Source organism: Bacillus arachidis, from assembly GCF_030285945.1.
In the GTDB taxonomy this organism is placed as follows: Bacteria; Bacillota; Bacilli; order Bacillales; family Bacillaceae_G; genus Bacillus_A; species Bacillus_A arachidis.
In genome coordinates, this window is the sequence record NZ_CP127376.1 from 938,344 (window position 1) to 953,859 (window position 15,516).

The following is a 15,516-nucleotide window of genomic DNA, read 5'->3' on the forward strand; positions in this document are numbered from 1 at the left end:
GAATGAATATTAATAATGTTAGGTTAATTTATACTTGGCACGATACTTGCTAATAAAAAGGTAGGATACTTTTAAAATGATAAGTATTTCATAAGATAAGTGAATGACGATAATGGAGGGAAAAGGTATGAATATTAGTAAAATGTACACAACAATTGATGCACACGTAGCGGGAGAACCATTACGTATTATTACAGGCGGAGTGCCAGAGATAAAAGGAAACACGCAATTAGAAAGAAGAGCTTATTGTATGGAACACTTGGACCATCTTCGCGAAGTTTTAATGTATGAACCGAGAGGGCATCATGGGATGTATGGTTGTATCATTACGCCGCCGGCAAGCCCTCATGCTGATTTTGGCGTATTGTTTATGCATAATGAAGGCTGGAGTACAATGTGTGGCCATGGGATTGTTGCGGTCGTCACAGTAGGAAGTGAAACGGGCATGTTCGAAGTGACGGGCGACAAACAGAAGTTTATCATTGATAGCCCTGCAGGAGAGGTAATTGCGTATGCAAAATATAATGGAACTCAAGTAGAATCTGTATCATTTGAAAATGTACCTTCCTTTGTTTACAAAAAAGATGTTCCGATAAAGATTGATGGCTATGAATTTCAAGTAGATATTGCTTTTGGAGGAGCCTTCTATGCAGTTGTAGACAGTAAAGATTTTGATTTGAAAGTAAACTTTAAAGATTTATCGGCTATTCAATCGTGGGGCGGGAAAATTAAACACTATATTGAAAGTCAAATGGATGTAAAACATCCTCTCGAAGAAGGCTTAAAGGGAATATATGGCGTTATCTTTTCTGATGAACCAAATGAAAAAGATGCTACTTTACGAAATGTGACCATTTTTGCTGATGGGCAAGTAGATCGTTCTCCTTGCGGCACTGGTACTTCAGCTAGACTTGCAACTCTTTTTGAAAAGGATGCCTTGCAAAGCGGAGAAAGTTTCATCCATGAGTGTATCACTGACGGACAATTTATCGGTGAAGTATTGTCAGTGACAAAAGTAGAGGAATATGAGGCAGTTATTCCAAAAGTGACTGGGCAAGCGTTTATTACAGGATTTCACCAATTTGTAATGGACCCAAGAGATCCGTTGAAACGAGGGTTTTTACTAGCTTAATGTTTTTTTAGAGTTGTTTTCTTCTTAGAAAACAACTCTTCTTATAAGGGGGGATTCGGGATGAAGTGGTGGAGAAAACAGAATTTACCTATAAAAATTTTGATTGGGGCATTAATAGGAATTTTGCTAGGGATTACTTTGGGATCGAAAGTTGTCGTTTTAAAACCAATTGGGGATATTTTTATCCGTTTATTACAAATGATTATCGTTCCATTGACGTTTTTAAGTATTGTGTCGGGAATTGCACAGCTTGAAAATCCTAAAATGTTAAAATCAATCGGCGGTAGAATTTTCGTTTACTATGCAATAACCGCTGTATTAGCCACAAGCATTGGTGTCGCAATAGCCTTTTTAATTAATCCTGGTAAAGGGGTTGAAGGCCTTCTTGAGAAAGGGAAGAACTTTAAGGCGGAGGAATTTAATTTTGTAGATAACATCACACAGTGGTTTCCTTCTAACGTCATTCAGGCAGCCTCAGAGACGAATATGCTTCAAATTATTATCTTCGCAATTTTTGTCGGTATGGCACTCATTCTTCTTGGAGATCAAACGAAAGGAATTCGTAAATTAGCCCATGAAGGATCGGCATTAATGATTAAAATTGCTGAACTCGTTATTGGATTGGCTCCTTACGGAATTATGGCATTAATCGCTAATGTAGTTGGGACATTTGGAGCTGATATGCTCACTGCAGTCGTTAGCTATGTAGTAGCCGATTACTTGTCATTACTACTTATTTTGTTCATTATGTATCCAATTATATTGAAAACGATTGGGAAAATTAGTCCACTTTATTTTTACAAACAAGTGAGTCCAGCTATGCTTGTAGCTGCTAGTACAACATCAAGTAGTGCTACGCTTCCTGTCACAATGGAGGTAGCTCAAAAAAGACTTCATATACCTGAGAAAGTAGCTGGTTTTACCATTCCGCTTGGCGCCACTGTTAACATGAATGGATTATCAGCAGCTCTAGGTGTTCTAGCCATCTTCGCATTAAACGTATACGGCATCCCGATTACATTTGGTCTTATTGTACAAACCGTATTTCTAGGAATCGTACTTGCAGCGGGATGTGCAGGAGTAAAAGGAGCAGATGTCATTACCGCAACGATCTTACTCTCGACGTTAGGCCTGCCGCTCACAATTATTCCAATTATCGCAGCTGTGTCCCCGCTTGTAGACATGGGACATACAGTTGTAAATATTACAGGTGATTTAGTGGGGGCGCAGGTTGTGAATAAGAATATGGCGTCTGGTGAAACAGTGAAGAAAGATTTAGAAAAGGGTGAGCAAACATGTTAGTCATAAGTGCTGATGAACAAAGAAGTTTAGTAGATATGAGCGAAATAATTGAATATGCGGCCATTGCCTTAAAGGAGTTTTCGGCAGAAAGAACAATCACTCCTATTCGCTCTGCTTTGCCATTTGCGAATGCGCAAAATACCGCATTAATCATGCCTTCAGTAGCCGAAGAACTTGGGGCGCTTGGGTTAAAAGTAGTAACGGTGGCTCCAAATAATAAAAAAATAGGAAAGAAAACAATAAACGGGATTGTTATGCTATCGGATTTTCAAACGGGGGAACCACTCGCGCTTTTGGAAGGGTCATATTTAACGATGATTCGAACAGGTGCCTTATCAGGTGTGGCAACGAAGCACCTAGCTCGTCAAGATTCGAAAAACTTATGTATTATCGGTACAGGAGAACAAGCGAAAGGAATTGCTGAGGCTGTGCTTGCTGTACGAGATATTGAAAAGCTTATCCTCTACAATCGAACAGAACAAAAAGCTGCCGAATTTGCTGTATATATACAAGAGAAATTTAGGAAACCTACCTACATATACTCAGATTCGAATGAAGCAGTACGTGAAGCAGATATTATTGTCACCACAACGAACTCTCACGCGCCAGTCTTTTCAGACACACTCAAACCTGGTGTTCACGTAAATGCTGTCGGTTCTTTCAGGCCGGAAATGCAAGAACTACCTTCTCATGTCATTTCTTCAGCCAATAAAGTAGTAGTAGAATCAAAAGAAGCAGCACTAGAAGAAACCGGTGACTTGCAAATCCCAATACAAGAAGGTATTTTCAAAGAAAGCGATATTCATGCAGAACTTGGACAAATTATTAGCGGCGAACGAACTGGTAGGGAAACGGATCAAGAAATTACCGTATTTAAATCTGTTGGGCTGGCCGTTGTGGATATTGTAGTGGCGAAGTATTTGTATGAGAAAGCGATTGAAAATGGGGTGGGGAATAGGGTTCGGTTGTGAGTGTAGATTTTATTCTGTAATAAAGAGGTTGCCTGCTGAGGGTGGCCTCTTTTTATTTTCATATCTATCCTTCGCTCATGTTATTTTCCAATTTAGAATATCCTAAACTTTACAGGATCTCATAAAGAAAAGACACTCAATGAGTGCCTTCCTTCAGTTCTTTAGTTCACCAATTGTTTTTTCTGTAGTGTTCCAACATGATTAATAAGAAAATATAGAGCAGATTTATAAGATAATAACATTATATTATCAGGTGTTATCATGCAATATTACATATGAGAGAAGTTATCTAATGAGTGTCAATAAAATTAGTATTTTAATTCAAAACCTTCAGATGTGGTAATGGAACCGATGTGATAATCATTGGCGTATTCAACATCTGCCGAGAATTTTTTATTTTTATCATCTTTCACATGTCCTGAAATCCAAACACTTTGAAAGTCCTTCGGAGCAAATTCATGTTTAGTAATCACTACATCTAGATTTTCTTTTTCTTTAAAATACTTAATGGTTGTTTCATTGGTTATCTCAACTATTTGTTGTTCTTCTTTCTTTTTATCCATATTATAACTTCCTAAAATAGTTATTAAGAAAAATATACTCAAGCTGAAAAAGAATTTTTTCAATCTAGTTCCTCCCATTAATGGTATCCCATAAAGAAAAGACACTAACTAGAGTATCTCATGAATAAATTTTTTAATTCTAGATTTTTAGAGTATGACTTAGAGGTTACTCTATACTCGCCATCAATATATTCTACATCTACTGTAAACGGTTTGCTTTAACCTTTATTATTATTTCAGTCATCATAACTTATACTTTCAACTCTATAATTATCTCTATAATTTATATCTGCAGTTACTTTACGGTTCGGATTATTCGTTACATGACCTGATACAAAAATCACTCCAAAATCTGAAGGGCCAAATTCGACTTTTGTCACTGTGATATCTAGATTTTTATCCTCTTTAAAATGTTGTATAGCTACCTCTTTTGCTTTTTCTTTTAGTGTTTCTTCTTCATTATTATTTTGTTTATTCATATACATACACCCTCCTATAAAAACCAGAATGATTACTGTTATTAGTAAAAATGTTTTTTTTTGCAAATTAAACCCTCCCCTTTTTAGAATACACTATATAATTAGAATATACTATTTATTACAGGGGTGAAAGAATGAAAGAAAATACTGTTTTGGATAAAACTTATTATGATTTATCACGGGGAGCGTATAGAAATGATTTAGGTGCTAATTATGAGGTGAAAGATCCTACAAATCCAAAAAAAGTTTTACAAACATGGAAAGTAAATAAGGATATGTCCTATCATGACAAACAAACAGGAATGGATGCTGTAGTGTTTGAAAGAGTAGTAGATGGAAAAACACAAGTGATGGTGGCTTTTCGGGGGACAGAGGGAGGTACAGCATTCAAAACAGTGAACATAGGAGGAATAGATATACCTATAGGTCCTGGTGAAACGTTTAATGATATAAAAACGGATGGGAATCATTTTATTATGCGTGAAGGCGTTCACAATCCAGCGCCAGCTCCAACAGCAGGAACGGAAGGAGCTCATCCAGAAAAATACTGGAATGAAGAAAATAAACAATGGGAATATCATAATCAATTTGAACAAGCTGAAAAAGTCATGGAAAAAGTCAACGAACATTATAAAGATAAAGATGTAGAATTATATGTTACAGGTCATTCTTTAGGTGGCGCTTTAGCTGAGTATGTTGCAGCGTTTGATGAGAATGCGAGATGTTTGACTTGGAATGCACCAAGTGCAAAACATTTACTTCCACCAGATTTGCAAGAACGAGCTAATAACGGAGAATTTAAAAATAGGATTGTTTCAATTGTTCACGGATCAGATACCATTGGGTATGGTCCATTTGGTCCTTATGATGGCCATATTGGTTCTACATATGCTGTATCACCACCGCCGTCCAAGGAGGCTTTGGATGCTATGGAAAAATTACCTATAACAAGTCAGCTTTATTTATTAGCAGAAAGGTTTAAAGATTCTGTTTCAGGACCTGGTTATCATTATCAAAATAATAACTATTTCCCAATGGGAAAGGATGGGAATTTGTCAAGTCCATATCTTTTAAATGTGGATACAGGGGAAAGGGTATATGATTCACCTGGTAACTTGTTAGGTAGCGGAGAAATTCGCGTAGTCGTAGAGCATCTAGAGGAAGCTGTAAGACGTATGAAGCAAAATGCACAAGAATTTCAAAACAGAGTACCCAGATTAACTTCGAATATGATGGAATTATTAGAAACAGCTGAAAGTAAACGTTTAGAAGCAAAGATAACGGATATACGTGCTCATGTAGAACATTTGAGTTTTTGGTACATCCGTACAGCTACAGAAATTGCGGATTTTATTGAAAAGAAAGTGAATGACTATAAGAAGGTAGATGGACAATAATAGGGGGATTATTATGCCAAGAATTTATTTAAATGAAGAAGCTTTGAATCAAGCTTTGCAACAATTTGAACATATGATTGAAGATTTAAATCATAATAAGAGTGTAGTAAGTGATGTTCATAATTTACTTCTATCAAGTTGGTCGCAACTTGGTGTAGGAAAGAAAGCTATTGAGGACTTAGAAGTTTTCGGAAAAGATATTAGGACAAAGATGGAAGAATTAAAGTCTGATAAACAGGAATTAAAGAGTGCAATTGACTTAATTAAGGCATTAGATCAAAGTTATGACTATATGGGTCCTAAATATTAAAAAACACTCGCAACGGAGTGTTTTTTTTGCTGTTTTGTCAGTAGGGAGATGTCTGCACTATTATGAAAATGTTCCTTCAAAAAGTGTTATTTTATACTGAATCCCTACACATTGCGTGGGAATTTTTTCATAAAGAAAGCCAAACTAATGAGTACCCTATTCTTTATGTTATTTCAATTTTATAGCTTTTTCTTGGAAGTTGAACCTATTTTTTATTTATTTCTATTATTCAGTAGCAGTATTTTTCATTTTTATAAAGTTAGGTATATGCATCGTTAATAATTTAATTTTAAATTTTCAGAACGTGAAATGCCACTTATTTTATATTCTCCATTAGCAAATTCCACATCTACTGAGAATTCTTTACTTTTATCATCCTTAACATAACCATCTATAAAAACAGTCTGAAAATCACTTGGTGGGAACTCATGTCCAGTAATTACTACATCTAAATTATGTTTTTCTTTGAAATATTTAATAGTTGTTTCTTTTGCTTTCTCTACAACCTGTTGTTCTTCATTTTTTTGATCCATACTGCAACCTCCTATAAATATTAGGATAAAGACCATGATTAATCCTAAACAACATTTTCTCACTCAACTTCCCTCCATAAATGTTATTCAATATTTAGAATATATTAAAATTCTTGGGAGGGAAAATGTTTTGAGTAAAAATAATATGGTGTTAGATTTGAGTTATTATGAATTAGCAGGGCTGCATATCGTAGCAATAAGGGATTTTAAAAGAATTTGACGTTAAAGATGGTGATGATAATGTTGTTCAAACATGGAAAGTAGAAAAAACATTCCATGACAAACAAACAGGAATGGATGCTGTAGTGTTTGAAAGAATAGTAGATGGAAAACACAAGTAATGGTGGTTTTTCGGGGGACAGAGGGAGGTGCAACATTCAAAACAGTGAACATAGCGGAATAGATATACCTATAGGTCCTGGTAAAACGTTTAATGATATAAAAACGGATTGGAATCATTTTATTATGCGTGAAGGCGTTCACGATCCAGCGCCAGCTCCAACAGCAGGAACGAAAGGTGCTCATCCAGAAAAATACTGGAATGAAGATAATAAACGAAATATCATAATCAATTTGAACAAGCCGAAAAGTAAAAGAACATTATAAGGGAAGAGATGTAGAATTACACGTTACAGGCCATTCTTTAGGAGACGCTTTAGCTGAAGCCGATTTCCATACGATAAGGACATCGGCTTTTGTCTATTTCTTATTGGTGTAGCAATCATGTTCATCAACTTTAAGAAATTGATGGATACCAAGAAAATTTTGTATCACTATCAAGTGGCTTATTCTGAGTTTCTTTTTTAATTAGGTTGAACCATTCATTTAATATTTGAGCTTTTGGTAATTGAGAGGCAGGGTCGTCTTCCCAGATGATGTGTGAAAACCAGGCCTTTGTTTCCCATTCAAATTGCAATTCTGCATACGAGATTGTAGGATGGTCCGCTTCATGAAATTGCTGGTTTACTGCATCTGAAACCTCCGAAGCTTGAGGTAACAACTCGTTCTTAATTCTATTTTTAATCGTCTGATCTTCTAACTGATTCCAAAAATATAATTGCCCGTCAATTTGATAAAAAATATCAAAAGAAGCCTCTCCTTTTTTAAAATCAAGCAATATAAAAGCGCGTTCTACATTATTGTCAGCGGCCTTTACAGTATTGACAATTAAATTTTGTGCCATTGATACCCAATAGCTATTTGCTTCTTCTATTGGAGATTCAACATATAATTCTTCATTTAATTCATTGAGGGTTGCCTCACCATCGTTTACTTGTTCCACTTTCTTAAAAAATCTACTAAAAAACCCCATAATTTCTCCTCCTCTTTGTCGTCTGCTCCTGTAGTTATTCGATAATTAGATAATATTGACAATGAAATCATAGCATTTTCAGATGAGTTATGGAACCGGGCTAATGAATGGAGCTTGGGTATCCTAAAGAATATCATACATTAGGAAAGCAGTAATAGATCATAAAGTGAAAGGTGTTATCAATACGTCCCGTGCTGTTTCTAAGAACGAAAGACATTTATAGTTTTCTAAGTAATTTTTTTTATTCTTTTCGAAACCCTGTGGGGAAAATACTTGCAATTAGTAGTTAAAAGATTCGTGGTATTTGTATTGCTGCGGATCTTTTTCTTTTTAAATCCATGTTATATAGGAAGAAGCTTATTACGTATTTAGAAGGTGTGCTTTCTTCTCACCTTTTTCAAGATTGTGAAACGGAAGAATGGGGAGATATACACCTATTTAACTCTCACCCTCTATACCAAGAAGCGTTCGAAGGTATAGAGGAATTACAAAAGTGTCTTCGGCAGTATGAGACTCTAAAGGCATTTCAGAATGACTTATTACAATCCCCTGATCTTTATGAAAAATGGGCATTTTTTAAAGTGTTGCAGCACTTTGTAATGACTCTCGGATTCGCCCCAAAACAAGAAGCGGCTCTTCAGAAGGTTTTGGAATACTATAAAGAAAACGGCACACTACGAGGATTTTGGATTCGGTTATATGATTCTCCTACTTTTTCAATCGTAATTGGGAGCGAAGTTAATATACAAGGGAATTTCCCTGATATCGGGTTTGCGATTGAACAGGGACAAAAAGAGAAAGTATACATGTTTTTAGATGCTAAATACAAGCCCTATAGCCGAATGCGGCGACAACTAGAAATAGATTTGATTCAATCCGCAAAAAGGTACAGAGAATTAATGCAACCTCGTGGAAAAGCAGCATTTCTAGTTCATGCCGATGAGACACTAGAAAATAACTTTGAAGAAACAAGACCTCATCAGTACGGTTACTTTTTACTCAAACCAGGAAAAGAAGAAGGGCTTTCCTTATTTTCTAAAATGATGCTGCATTTCCATCTTGGATGGGAGCTCATATGTCCTGATTGTGGAAACAAAGAGGTTAGTGAAATACTAACAGATCGCGACTTTAAAAATATTACGAGTGTACAAGTTGCCAATCATTTTGGGTACAAAGCAAATGCTGGAATAGCAATAGACATAGCATGCCGGGTAAAAAGCTATATAAGTACTTACATCGCAATTATCATAAGCCCACTAAGCATGATTGGGACGTACACTGTCCGCGTTGTGGTCTTTCTTTTGCTGATAGGAATAGGTTGAGGAAATGACGAGTTCAGTAAGGTAAATACATATAGAAAATGTAAAAGAAACGTTATTTCTTCAAACCATTCAAGCAGAAAGGCTTCTTATCTAAAAAACCCCTTGATATACAAGGGGTTTTTTAGGTGAATTATCGTTTTAAAATAGCTATTTATGACATTTAAGAGTGTCGTGAACCAGACTTGCGAGTAGCTAGCGTATTTTCATCGTCTAGTTCAGCTTCGATATGAGAGGTTTTTGAAGACTCAGCCATACGCCAATACGTGATAAAGCTTATAGCAATACAAGCAGCTACATAGAAGTAGAAGAGTGACTCGTGTCCAATGCTCTTCAGCCATAATGCGATGAACTCCGCCGTCCCGCCGAACACCGCAACAGTGATTGCGTAAGGGAATCCCACGCCAAGGGCACGGATTTCAGTTGGGAAGAGCTCAGCTTTCACAATCGCATTGATGGAAGTATAACCGGTGACAATAATGAGACCTACCATCATAAGCAAGAAAGCAACGATAGGGTATTTTGTTTGCTCCATGATTAGAAATAGTGGCACTGTCAGTAAAGTTCCGAGGATGCCGAAACCAATCAATAGCGGACGTCGTCCAATCCGGTCGGATAACATACCAGCGAGCGGTTGAAGTACGACGAATACTAATAGGGCGATAAAGTTAATCCAGCTAACGACTTCTTTAGGCAGACCTACAGTATTCACCATGAACTTTTGTAAATACGTCGTATAAGTATAGAAGGCAACAGTTCCACCGAGCGTTAGCCCGACTACTGTTAATACCGCTTTAGGATGTTTCATCAGAGTTTTAATGGTTCCAGCACTCTCGCGGCTTTTAGATCCCATTTTTGAGAATTGCTCCGATTCATCCATCGTACGGCGCAGCCACAATACAGCTACTGCTCCCATTGCTCCAATGATGAAGGGAATACGCCAGCCCCAAGATTTCATATCTGGTTCGCTCAGTATTTGCTGGAGGACGATTTGAACACCTAGTGCTACCAACTGTCCAGCAACAAGCGTCACATACTGAAAACTCGAATAGAAACCACGGCGTCCGCTACTAGCCATCTCGGACAGGTATGTTGCTGAAGTTCCATACTCTCCGCCTAATGACAACCCTTGAAGCAGACGTGCAAGAACGAGAATAATAGGGGCCATTATGCCAATAGTGCTATAGCCTGGGGTACAGGCAATAATGAGAGAACCACCAGCCATGATAGTAATGGAAAGCGTCAATGCAGCACGTCGACCATAACGATCCGCATAACGCCCCATCAACAAACTTCCGAGCGGGCGCATCAAGAAGCCAACGGCAAAAATAGCAGCCGTGTTAAGCAACTGACTCGTCGAATCCCCCTTAGGAAAGAACTCTGCTGAGAAATACACGGCGAAAGCAGAATAGACATACCAGTCGTACCATTCAATCAGATTGCCAACTGAACCTTTAAAGATGTTACCTGTGATGCGCCTTGTATTGGCGCGCTGGTTGGATTGAGCCATGATAAAAACCTCCTTTGAACAAATTTCTTTTTCTGCATTTGAAAACTATAGAAGTAATTTGAAAAACAGCATTATGGACTAAGTATGAAAGCGTAAATAAATTATATCTTTTAATTTGAAAATTCTCAATATAACGAAAATTTATCTCGTCGTCCCAACGCATGCTGGTGTCAGAGTTACGGCTATTCTATTGTAGGGGTAGATCTAGTGGTGGATCGAGTGAGTCTTTCGGTGGATATCTTTTGAGAGGGCTTGTTTGCTTGGAGTGTATTGAAGTTGTAAAATGTGTTGGGTGGTTACTATTTTATATTGAATTGCTGATATATTTGAAGGGTAATATAAAGGATGAAATATAAGACGTAAATAGTGCCACATTGTAAGGTATAATTCAGTTATAACAACTTTTGGTTTTATAATCTTATAAATGGTGGTGCTAGAAATGGATTACAATTTTGAGATTCTATCGCTTTTAGATAATTCCATTGAGTTTGAGAAGTTGCACAGTAAGTTTAATCGTTTTAATCCTTTTAAAATATTAAAGGTAGATAAGTTTGAGATTAGGCATTCTAACATGATTTCTTGGTTAATGGATCCAAAGGGAAATCATCATTTAAGTTCGTTTTTTGTAAATAAGTTGCTGTCTAAAACGTTTGTAAAAATAGAAAATGAAGATTTAATTAGTAAGTATAATTTTATTAAATTACATAAACAGTCACTTCAAGATTTGGAAGTTTTTCGTGAAGTACAAACAAGTAAAAATAAGCGAATTGATATTTTAGCAATATCAGAATCACAAAAAATCGTAATTCTCATTGAAAATAAATATAAGTCATCAGAATCAGATGGACAATTACAAAATTACTTAGATTTTGTTAATAGTAAATATAAAGGTTATACTATCATCCCAATATTTTTAAGTTTAGATGGTAGTGTACCAAGTCATAAAGAATATTTTATTTTAGATTATGGAGATATATTAAATATATTAAAAGGACAACTCGAAATTAACAGTGAATATACGTCTAGTATGATTAAAGATTTTCTTTCCTATTATATTGATATATTAGAAGGTGAGCTTGTTCGTGATGAGGAAGATATTGAACTAGCATTAACTATATATAAAAATCATAAAGATGCTGTTGATTTTCTATGCCTAAGCGGTGATGGGAAAGTGGCTGGGAAGTTTGCAAATAATAATTTGTTAGGTGTGGTGAAAGGCTTAAGTGTGGAAGAGAAAGAGGACCTTCGCAAAATTTATATGAATTATGCTGAAACTCTTACCTTTATACGTGAGGCAGGAAATAGTGTCATGAGAGAGGCATTTTTACAATTTGTAAATCAAAATCAAACTCCAACTGACTGTTATCATGAACATATTCGCATTCCTTCTTTTATTTTCCCAGAATGGAAACAACTTGATGATGTTGTCGGCATCCCAACTCATGAGTGGTGGCTAAATAACGCTCTTATTACATGGTTTGAAAGAAAAGCAGATGGGCGCATGAAACTGATTATCGAAGTTGGACCGCTAGAATACAAACAGAGATTAAAGTTATTATGTAAGTTAGAAGAAAACGGAATCAACATTAAAGGAAGATCTAAAGAATCCGGATCCATGTACACCAGAATTTATGCAGGGTATGAAAAGATAAGTGATTGGGCAGATCAAGATGAGATTCTTCGTGTCATGAATGAAATGTATAACAGTAATGATTTTAACAAAGTAATTGAAACGATATCGGAAACGATAGAAGGTCTTATATATGGAGAAGAGACACCTTCTTCTGAAATTGTTGAAGTAGAACGTAATCAAATACAAGTAGATATTTTAGCAAATGCATTTCAATTATTCGTTCATCAACAAGGCTTTCAAGAAGAATTTTACAATATCCATCACAGACTTCCATCATTCATCATGCCAGAGTTCCGATTACTTGAAGAACAATTTGGTGTACCAAAATGGAATTGGTGGTTAAACAACTGTGTAATCATGTGGTTTGAACGTTTAAAAGACAACCGATTGAAGTTCATAATAGAAGTTGGGCCGTTAGAATTTCATAAAAGAATAGCCTTATTAACAATGCTAGAGAGTAAAGGGATAAAAATAAGTGCAAGGGCTAAAAAGCCAGAAGCAGCTTATACACGGATTTATACGAGTACATGTAACGTTGATGATTGGTCAGATGAGGAAGAAGTAGTGGGTGTAATGAATCAGTTGTTTAGTCATGAGGAATGTCAGGGTGTAATAAGTCTATTAACTGAGATAGCGGCGAGTAAGGTGCTTGGGTAAGGTTGTGAGAAAAAGGGTGGAAGTTGTAAAGTCACCTTCTATAAAATGAGTGAGAGGGAGAATACCATTGAAAATCTTAACGTGGAACATCCAGAAAGGTGGATCTGATAAACGTATACCTCTAATTGCGGAGCAACTTCAGAAACATGGACCTGACGTTTTGGTGGTAACGGAATATTGGGAAGGAAAAAAAGGTGAAAGACTGCAGGAGCTATTGAGAGATGCTGGATATTTGTATATGAAGACAAGCGGTGGACAATTCAAGCAAAACAGCATCCTTATTGCATCTTCGCACGAATTAAAGGAAGTACCTTCTTTTTATAAAAGAGAAATGAACAAAGAACGCTGGTTGGAAATTAAACTGGTCAAACAGGATTTACATATCCTTGCAGTTCACATCCCTACGAAAAAACCTAACCCGCAAGAAAAGCTAGAGTTTTGGAAGGAAGTCAGCGCATTTGCCAGGGAGCGCAGTAATACGAAATCTATTATTATCGGAGACTTTAACACCGGCTTGCCGGAAGATGCGCAAGGTGCTCCGTTTTATGGTGCCAATTATATGAAAGAACTAATTGATCTTGGTTGGACGGATGCATGGCGACATACGCATGGATCGTTTAACGGATATTCATGGTACAGCAATACGGAAAATGGTTTCCGTATCGACCACGCTTTTGTGTCTTCCTCTTTAAAGGATGCAATTTTGGAAGGGTATTTTTCTCATCGGGAGCGGTTGCTTGGATACTCAGACCATTCGGTGTTGGTGGTAGAGTTGCTGCTTGAGAATAACAAATAAAAAATTTCAGAAAGATGATAAAATAGGAGCAACAGTTTTACATATAATAGGCTTATTTTATAATCATTTGAAGTGAAAAAACAATATTCTATTGATACACAACAATACGTAGAAAATAAAGTGACAAAGTTGATTGAAAATGATACGAGTGTCTAAACAGTATAGATTACAAGTTGGATTGCTAAAGTCATTTCAATATTATGAAATCAATTAGAAGAATCCATGAGCAGAGAAGTGTTACATAATATAGGGATTTATTTCTTGTTTGATTTCTCTGATGAAAAGATAAAGAAACAGGCACGTTAGTTGATTTAAAGCATAAAAATTTAAAAATTAGAAAAAGAGAACAATTTTGTTCTCTTTTTCTAATTTTTATAATGGTTTCTATGGCACGTTAGAAATAAGTACCTATGAAATGAAAAATTGAAATAGGATGTTAATTGTTTTGTGGTATAACAGACGAATTAATATGACATTCTTTAATTTTGAACCCTAAAGAATTTTATCTTGAGATTTGAATTTGATGGTTAAGGTTATACTATGCTTTTTATAAAACATATTAATTAGTTGAAAAACAAAAGAGACGTTTTCGGTAAGAAAACGTCTCAAGGTGAACAAGAAGAACGCAAATAAATTATATCAAACAAAATAACATATAATTTTAAATTTACATCTTTTTAACATATCCTTACTGAATTTTTACAAAAATTAGGCTTGTATAAAGGAAATGTATATTTAAATACACGATTATTAAACTTATTGGTTACTATGTAGACATCTCTATCTTAAAATTGATTATGAAATAATTCTGATATTCGATATATGCTAAATAAACATAAAAATAGTCCTGAAAAGTATTTATTTAATTCATACTGGGGAATCATTAGTTTAATGATTTAATAAAATACAAAGCGTTAATTCTGGTAATTACAAATTTCTTAATTGAAGATAAAAAATTAAAGAGGTATAGCGTGTGTTGCGTCATGTGCGATTCTAATAACTTTACCAACCTTTTTATTTTCTTCTTTCACATGTTGAATATAAAATGTTTCAGGTGCTTGTAAACCTATTAGGGCGATAGGGACACTGAGTTGATTGTTAAGTGGTGCAAAGTAATCTAAAAACTTTTCGTAACTACCAACAGCACCGTCAAACCCGCCAGCTGTTTTCATTACATCCGTTGCGCAAATAATAACTCCAACTTTGGTTTGAATTGCTTTTTGTACATGATTTAACTCACTTGCGAGAACTGGCTTAAGTAGGTTCCATGCAATTACACTTCCATGATTAAAAGCTACTTCTATAGAAATATTCTCTTTGGCAAAATCTAATCGCCATGTATCTCCTTGATAATCTGTATCTTGGAAAATTGGACTTTCTTCACGCCATCCAAATGTAATGAATTCTTCTTTTAATAATTCATTGATGGTACGAGAAATACTCTTTTGTTTCGAATGTTTTTGCTCAAAGCGTTCTATAATCATTTCATCAGAAATTTTATGTATTACGTGTTTGATTTCATTCCATGTTTCAGCGAATTCTGGCTCTGTTTCAAGAATGGAAAGAGCGTAACGATGTGAGTAGATTATGTATTCCATAAAT

General features: G+C 35.7%; 14 protein-coding genes and 1 pseudogene. 9 read left to right on the forward strand and 6 right to left on the reverse strand.

Going from position 1 to position 15,516, the window contains the following annotated elements; translation table 11 throughout:
* Positions 1-127 precede the first annotated feature (127 nt).
* Genes QRY57_RS06440 through QRY57_RS06450 form a run of 3 tightly spaced genes read left to right on the forward strand, consistent with a single transcriptional unit; the run spans position 128 to position 3,405 of the window.
* On the forward strand, positions 128-1,132 hold the full coding sequence (locus tag QRY57_RS06440) for a proline racemase family protein (protein WP_286016956.1): 1,005 nt from the start codon (positions 128-130) through the stop codon (positions 1,130-1,132).
* Between the two features lie 60 nt (positions 1,133-1,192).
* A complete protein-coding gene (locus tag QRY57_RS06445) occupies positions 1,193-2,434 on the forward strand; it encodes a dicarboxylate/amino acid:cation symporter (RefSeq protein ID WP_286016957.1) in 1,242 nt (413 codons plus the stop codon).
* Positions 2,428-3,405, forward strand: coding sequence for an ornithine cyclodeaminase family protein (locus QRY57_RS06450; protein ID WP_286016958.1), 978 nt, complete (start codon positions 2,428-2,430; stop codon positions 3,403-3,405). Before QRY57_RS06445 ends, QRY57_RS06450 begins: the two co-directional genes overlap by 7 nt.
* 308 nt (positions 3,406-3,713) lie before the next feature.
* Here QRY57_RS06450 and QRY57_RS06455 read toward each other — a convergent pair whose 3' ends face one another.
* Positions 3,714-3,968 (reverse strand): DUF1433 domain-containing protein, encoded by a 255-nt coding sequence (locus tag QRY57_RS06455; protein ID WP_432804064.1) that lies wholly within the window; start codon positions 3,966-3,968, stop codon positions 3,714-3,716.
* A gap of 236 nt (positions 3,969-4,204) precedes the next feature.
* Positions 4,205-4,447: a hypothetical protein gene (locus QRY57_RS06460; protein WP_286016960.1), complete on the reverse strand. Its 243-nt coding sequence runs from the start codon at positions 4,445-4,447 to the stop codon at positions 4,205-4,207.
* Between the two features lie 134 nt (positions 4,448-4,581).
* On the opposite strand from QRY57_RS06460, the gene QRY57_RS06465 reads away from it, so the two are divergent.
* The gene (locus QRY57_RS06465; protein WP_286016961.1) at positions 4,582-5,844 is read left to right on the forward strand and encodes a lipase family protein; all 1,263 of its coding nucleotides are present in this window, start codon (positions 4,582-4,584) and stop codon (positions 5,842-5,844) included.
* Positions 5,845-5,857: 13 nt separating this feature from the next.
* A complete protein-coding gene (locus tag QRY57_RS06470; protein WP_026590676.1) occupies positions 5,858-6,154 on the forward strand; it encodes a hypothetical protein in 297 nt (98 codons plus the stop codon).
* Between the two features lie 275 nt (positions 6,155-6,429).
* Here QRY57_RS06470 and QRY57_RS06475 read toward each other — a convergent pair whose 3' ends face one another.
* On the reverse strand, positions 6,430-6,723 hold the full coding sequence (locus tag QRY57_RS06475; protein ID WP_432804078.1) for a hypothetical protein: 294 nt from the start codon (positions 6,721-6,723) through the stop codon (positions 6,430-6,432).
* Positions 6,724-6,817: 94 nt separating this feature from the next.
* Between QRY57_RS06475 and QRY57_RS27080 the strand changes: the two are divergent.
* A pseudogene (locus QRY57_RS27080) lies at positions 6,818-7,351 on the forward strand (lipase family protein); the annotation flags it as partial.
* A gap of 72 nt (positions 7,352-7,423) precedes the next feature.
* Here QRY57_RS27080 and QRY57_RS06485 read toward each other — a convergent pair.
* The gene (locus QRY57_RS06485) at positions 7,424-7,999 is read right to left on the reverse strand and encodes a hypothetical protein (protein WP_090691407.1); all 576 of its coding nucleotides are present in this window, start codon (positions 7,997-7,999) and stop codon (positions 7,424-7,426) included.
* Between the two features lie 377 nt (positions 8,000-8,376).
* Here QRY57_RS06485 and QRY57_RS06490 point away from each other — a divergent pair, with 377 nt between their 5' ends.
* Positions 8,377-9,321: a hypothetical protein gene (locus tag QRY57_RS06490; protein ID WP_286016964.1), complete on the forward strand. Its 945-nt coding sequence runs from the start codon at positions 8,377-8,379 to the stop codon at positions 9,319-9,321.
* Positions 9,322-9,481: 160 nt separating this feature from the next.
* Here the strand turns inward: QRY57_RS06490 and QRY57_RS06495 are convergent, their stop codons facing one another.
* Positions 9,482-10,828 carry an MFS transporter gene (locus tag QRY57_RS06495; RefSeq protein WP_286016965.1) on the reverse strand — a complete coding sequence of 449 codons (1,347 nt, stop codon included), beginning with the start codon at positions 10,826-10,828 and terminating at the stop codon, positions 9,482-9,484.
* Positions 10,829-11,267: 439 nt separating this feature from the next.
* Here QRY57_RS06495 and QRY57_RS06500 point away from each other — a divergent pair, with 439 nt between their 5' ends.
* Together QRY57_RS06500 and QRY57_RS06505 are read left to right on the forward strand one after the other, a co-directional pair.
* Positions 11,268-13,118: a PDDEXK-like family protein gene (locus QRY57_RS06500; RefSeq protein WP_286016966.1), complete on the forward strand. Its 1,851-nt coding sequence runs from the start codon at positions 11,268-11,270 to the stop codon at positions 13,116-13,118.
* 67 nt (positions 13,119-13,185) lie between these two features.
* A complete protein-coding gene (locus tag QRY57_RS06505) occupies positions 13,186-13,914 on the forward strand; it encodes an endonuclease/exonuclease/phosphatase family protein (RefSeq protein WP_286016967.1) in 729 nt (242 codons plus the stop codon).
* 956 nt (positions 13,915-14,870) lie between these two features.
* On the opposite strand, the gene QRY57_RS06510 is transcribed toward QRY57_RS06505, so the two are convergent.
* The gene (locus QRY57_RS06510) at positions 14,871-15,512 is read right to left on the reverse strand and encodes a BglII/BstYI family type II restriction endonuclease (protein WP_286016968.1); all 642 of its coding nucleotides are present in this window, start codon (positions 15,510-15,512) and stop codon (positions 14,871-14,873) included.
* Positions 15,513-15,516: the final 4 nt, after the last annotated feature.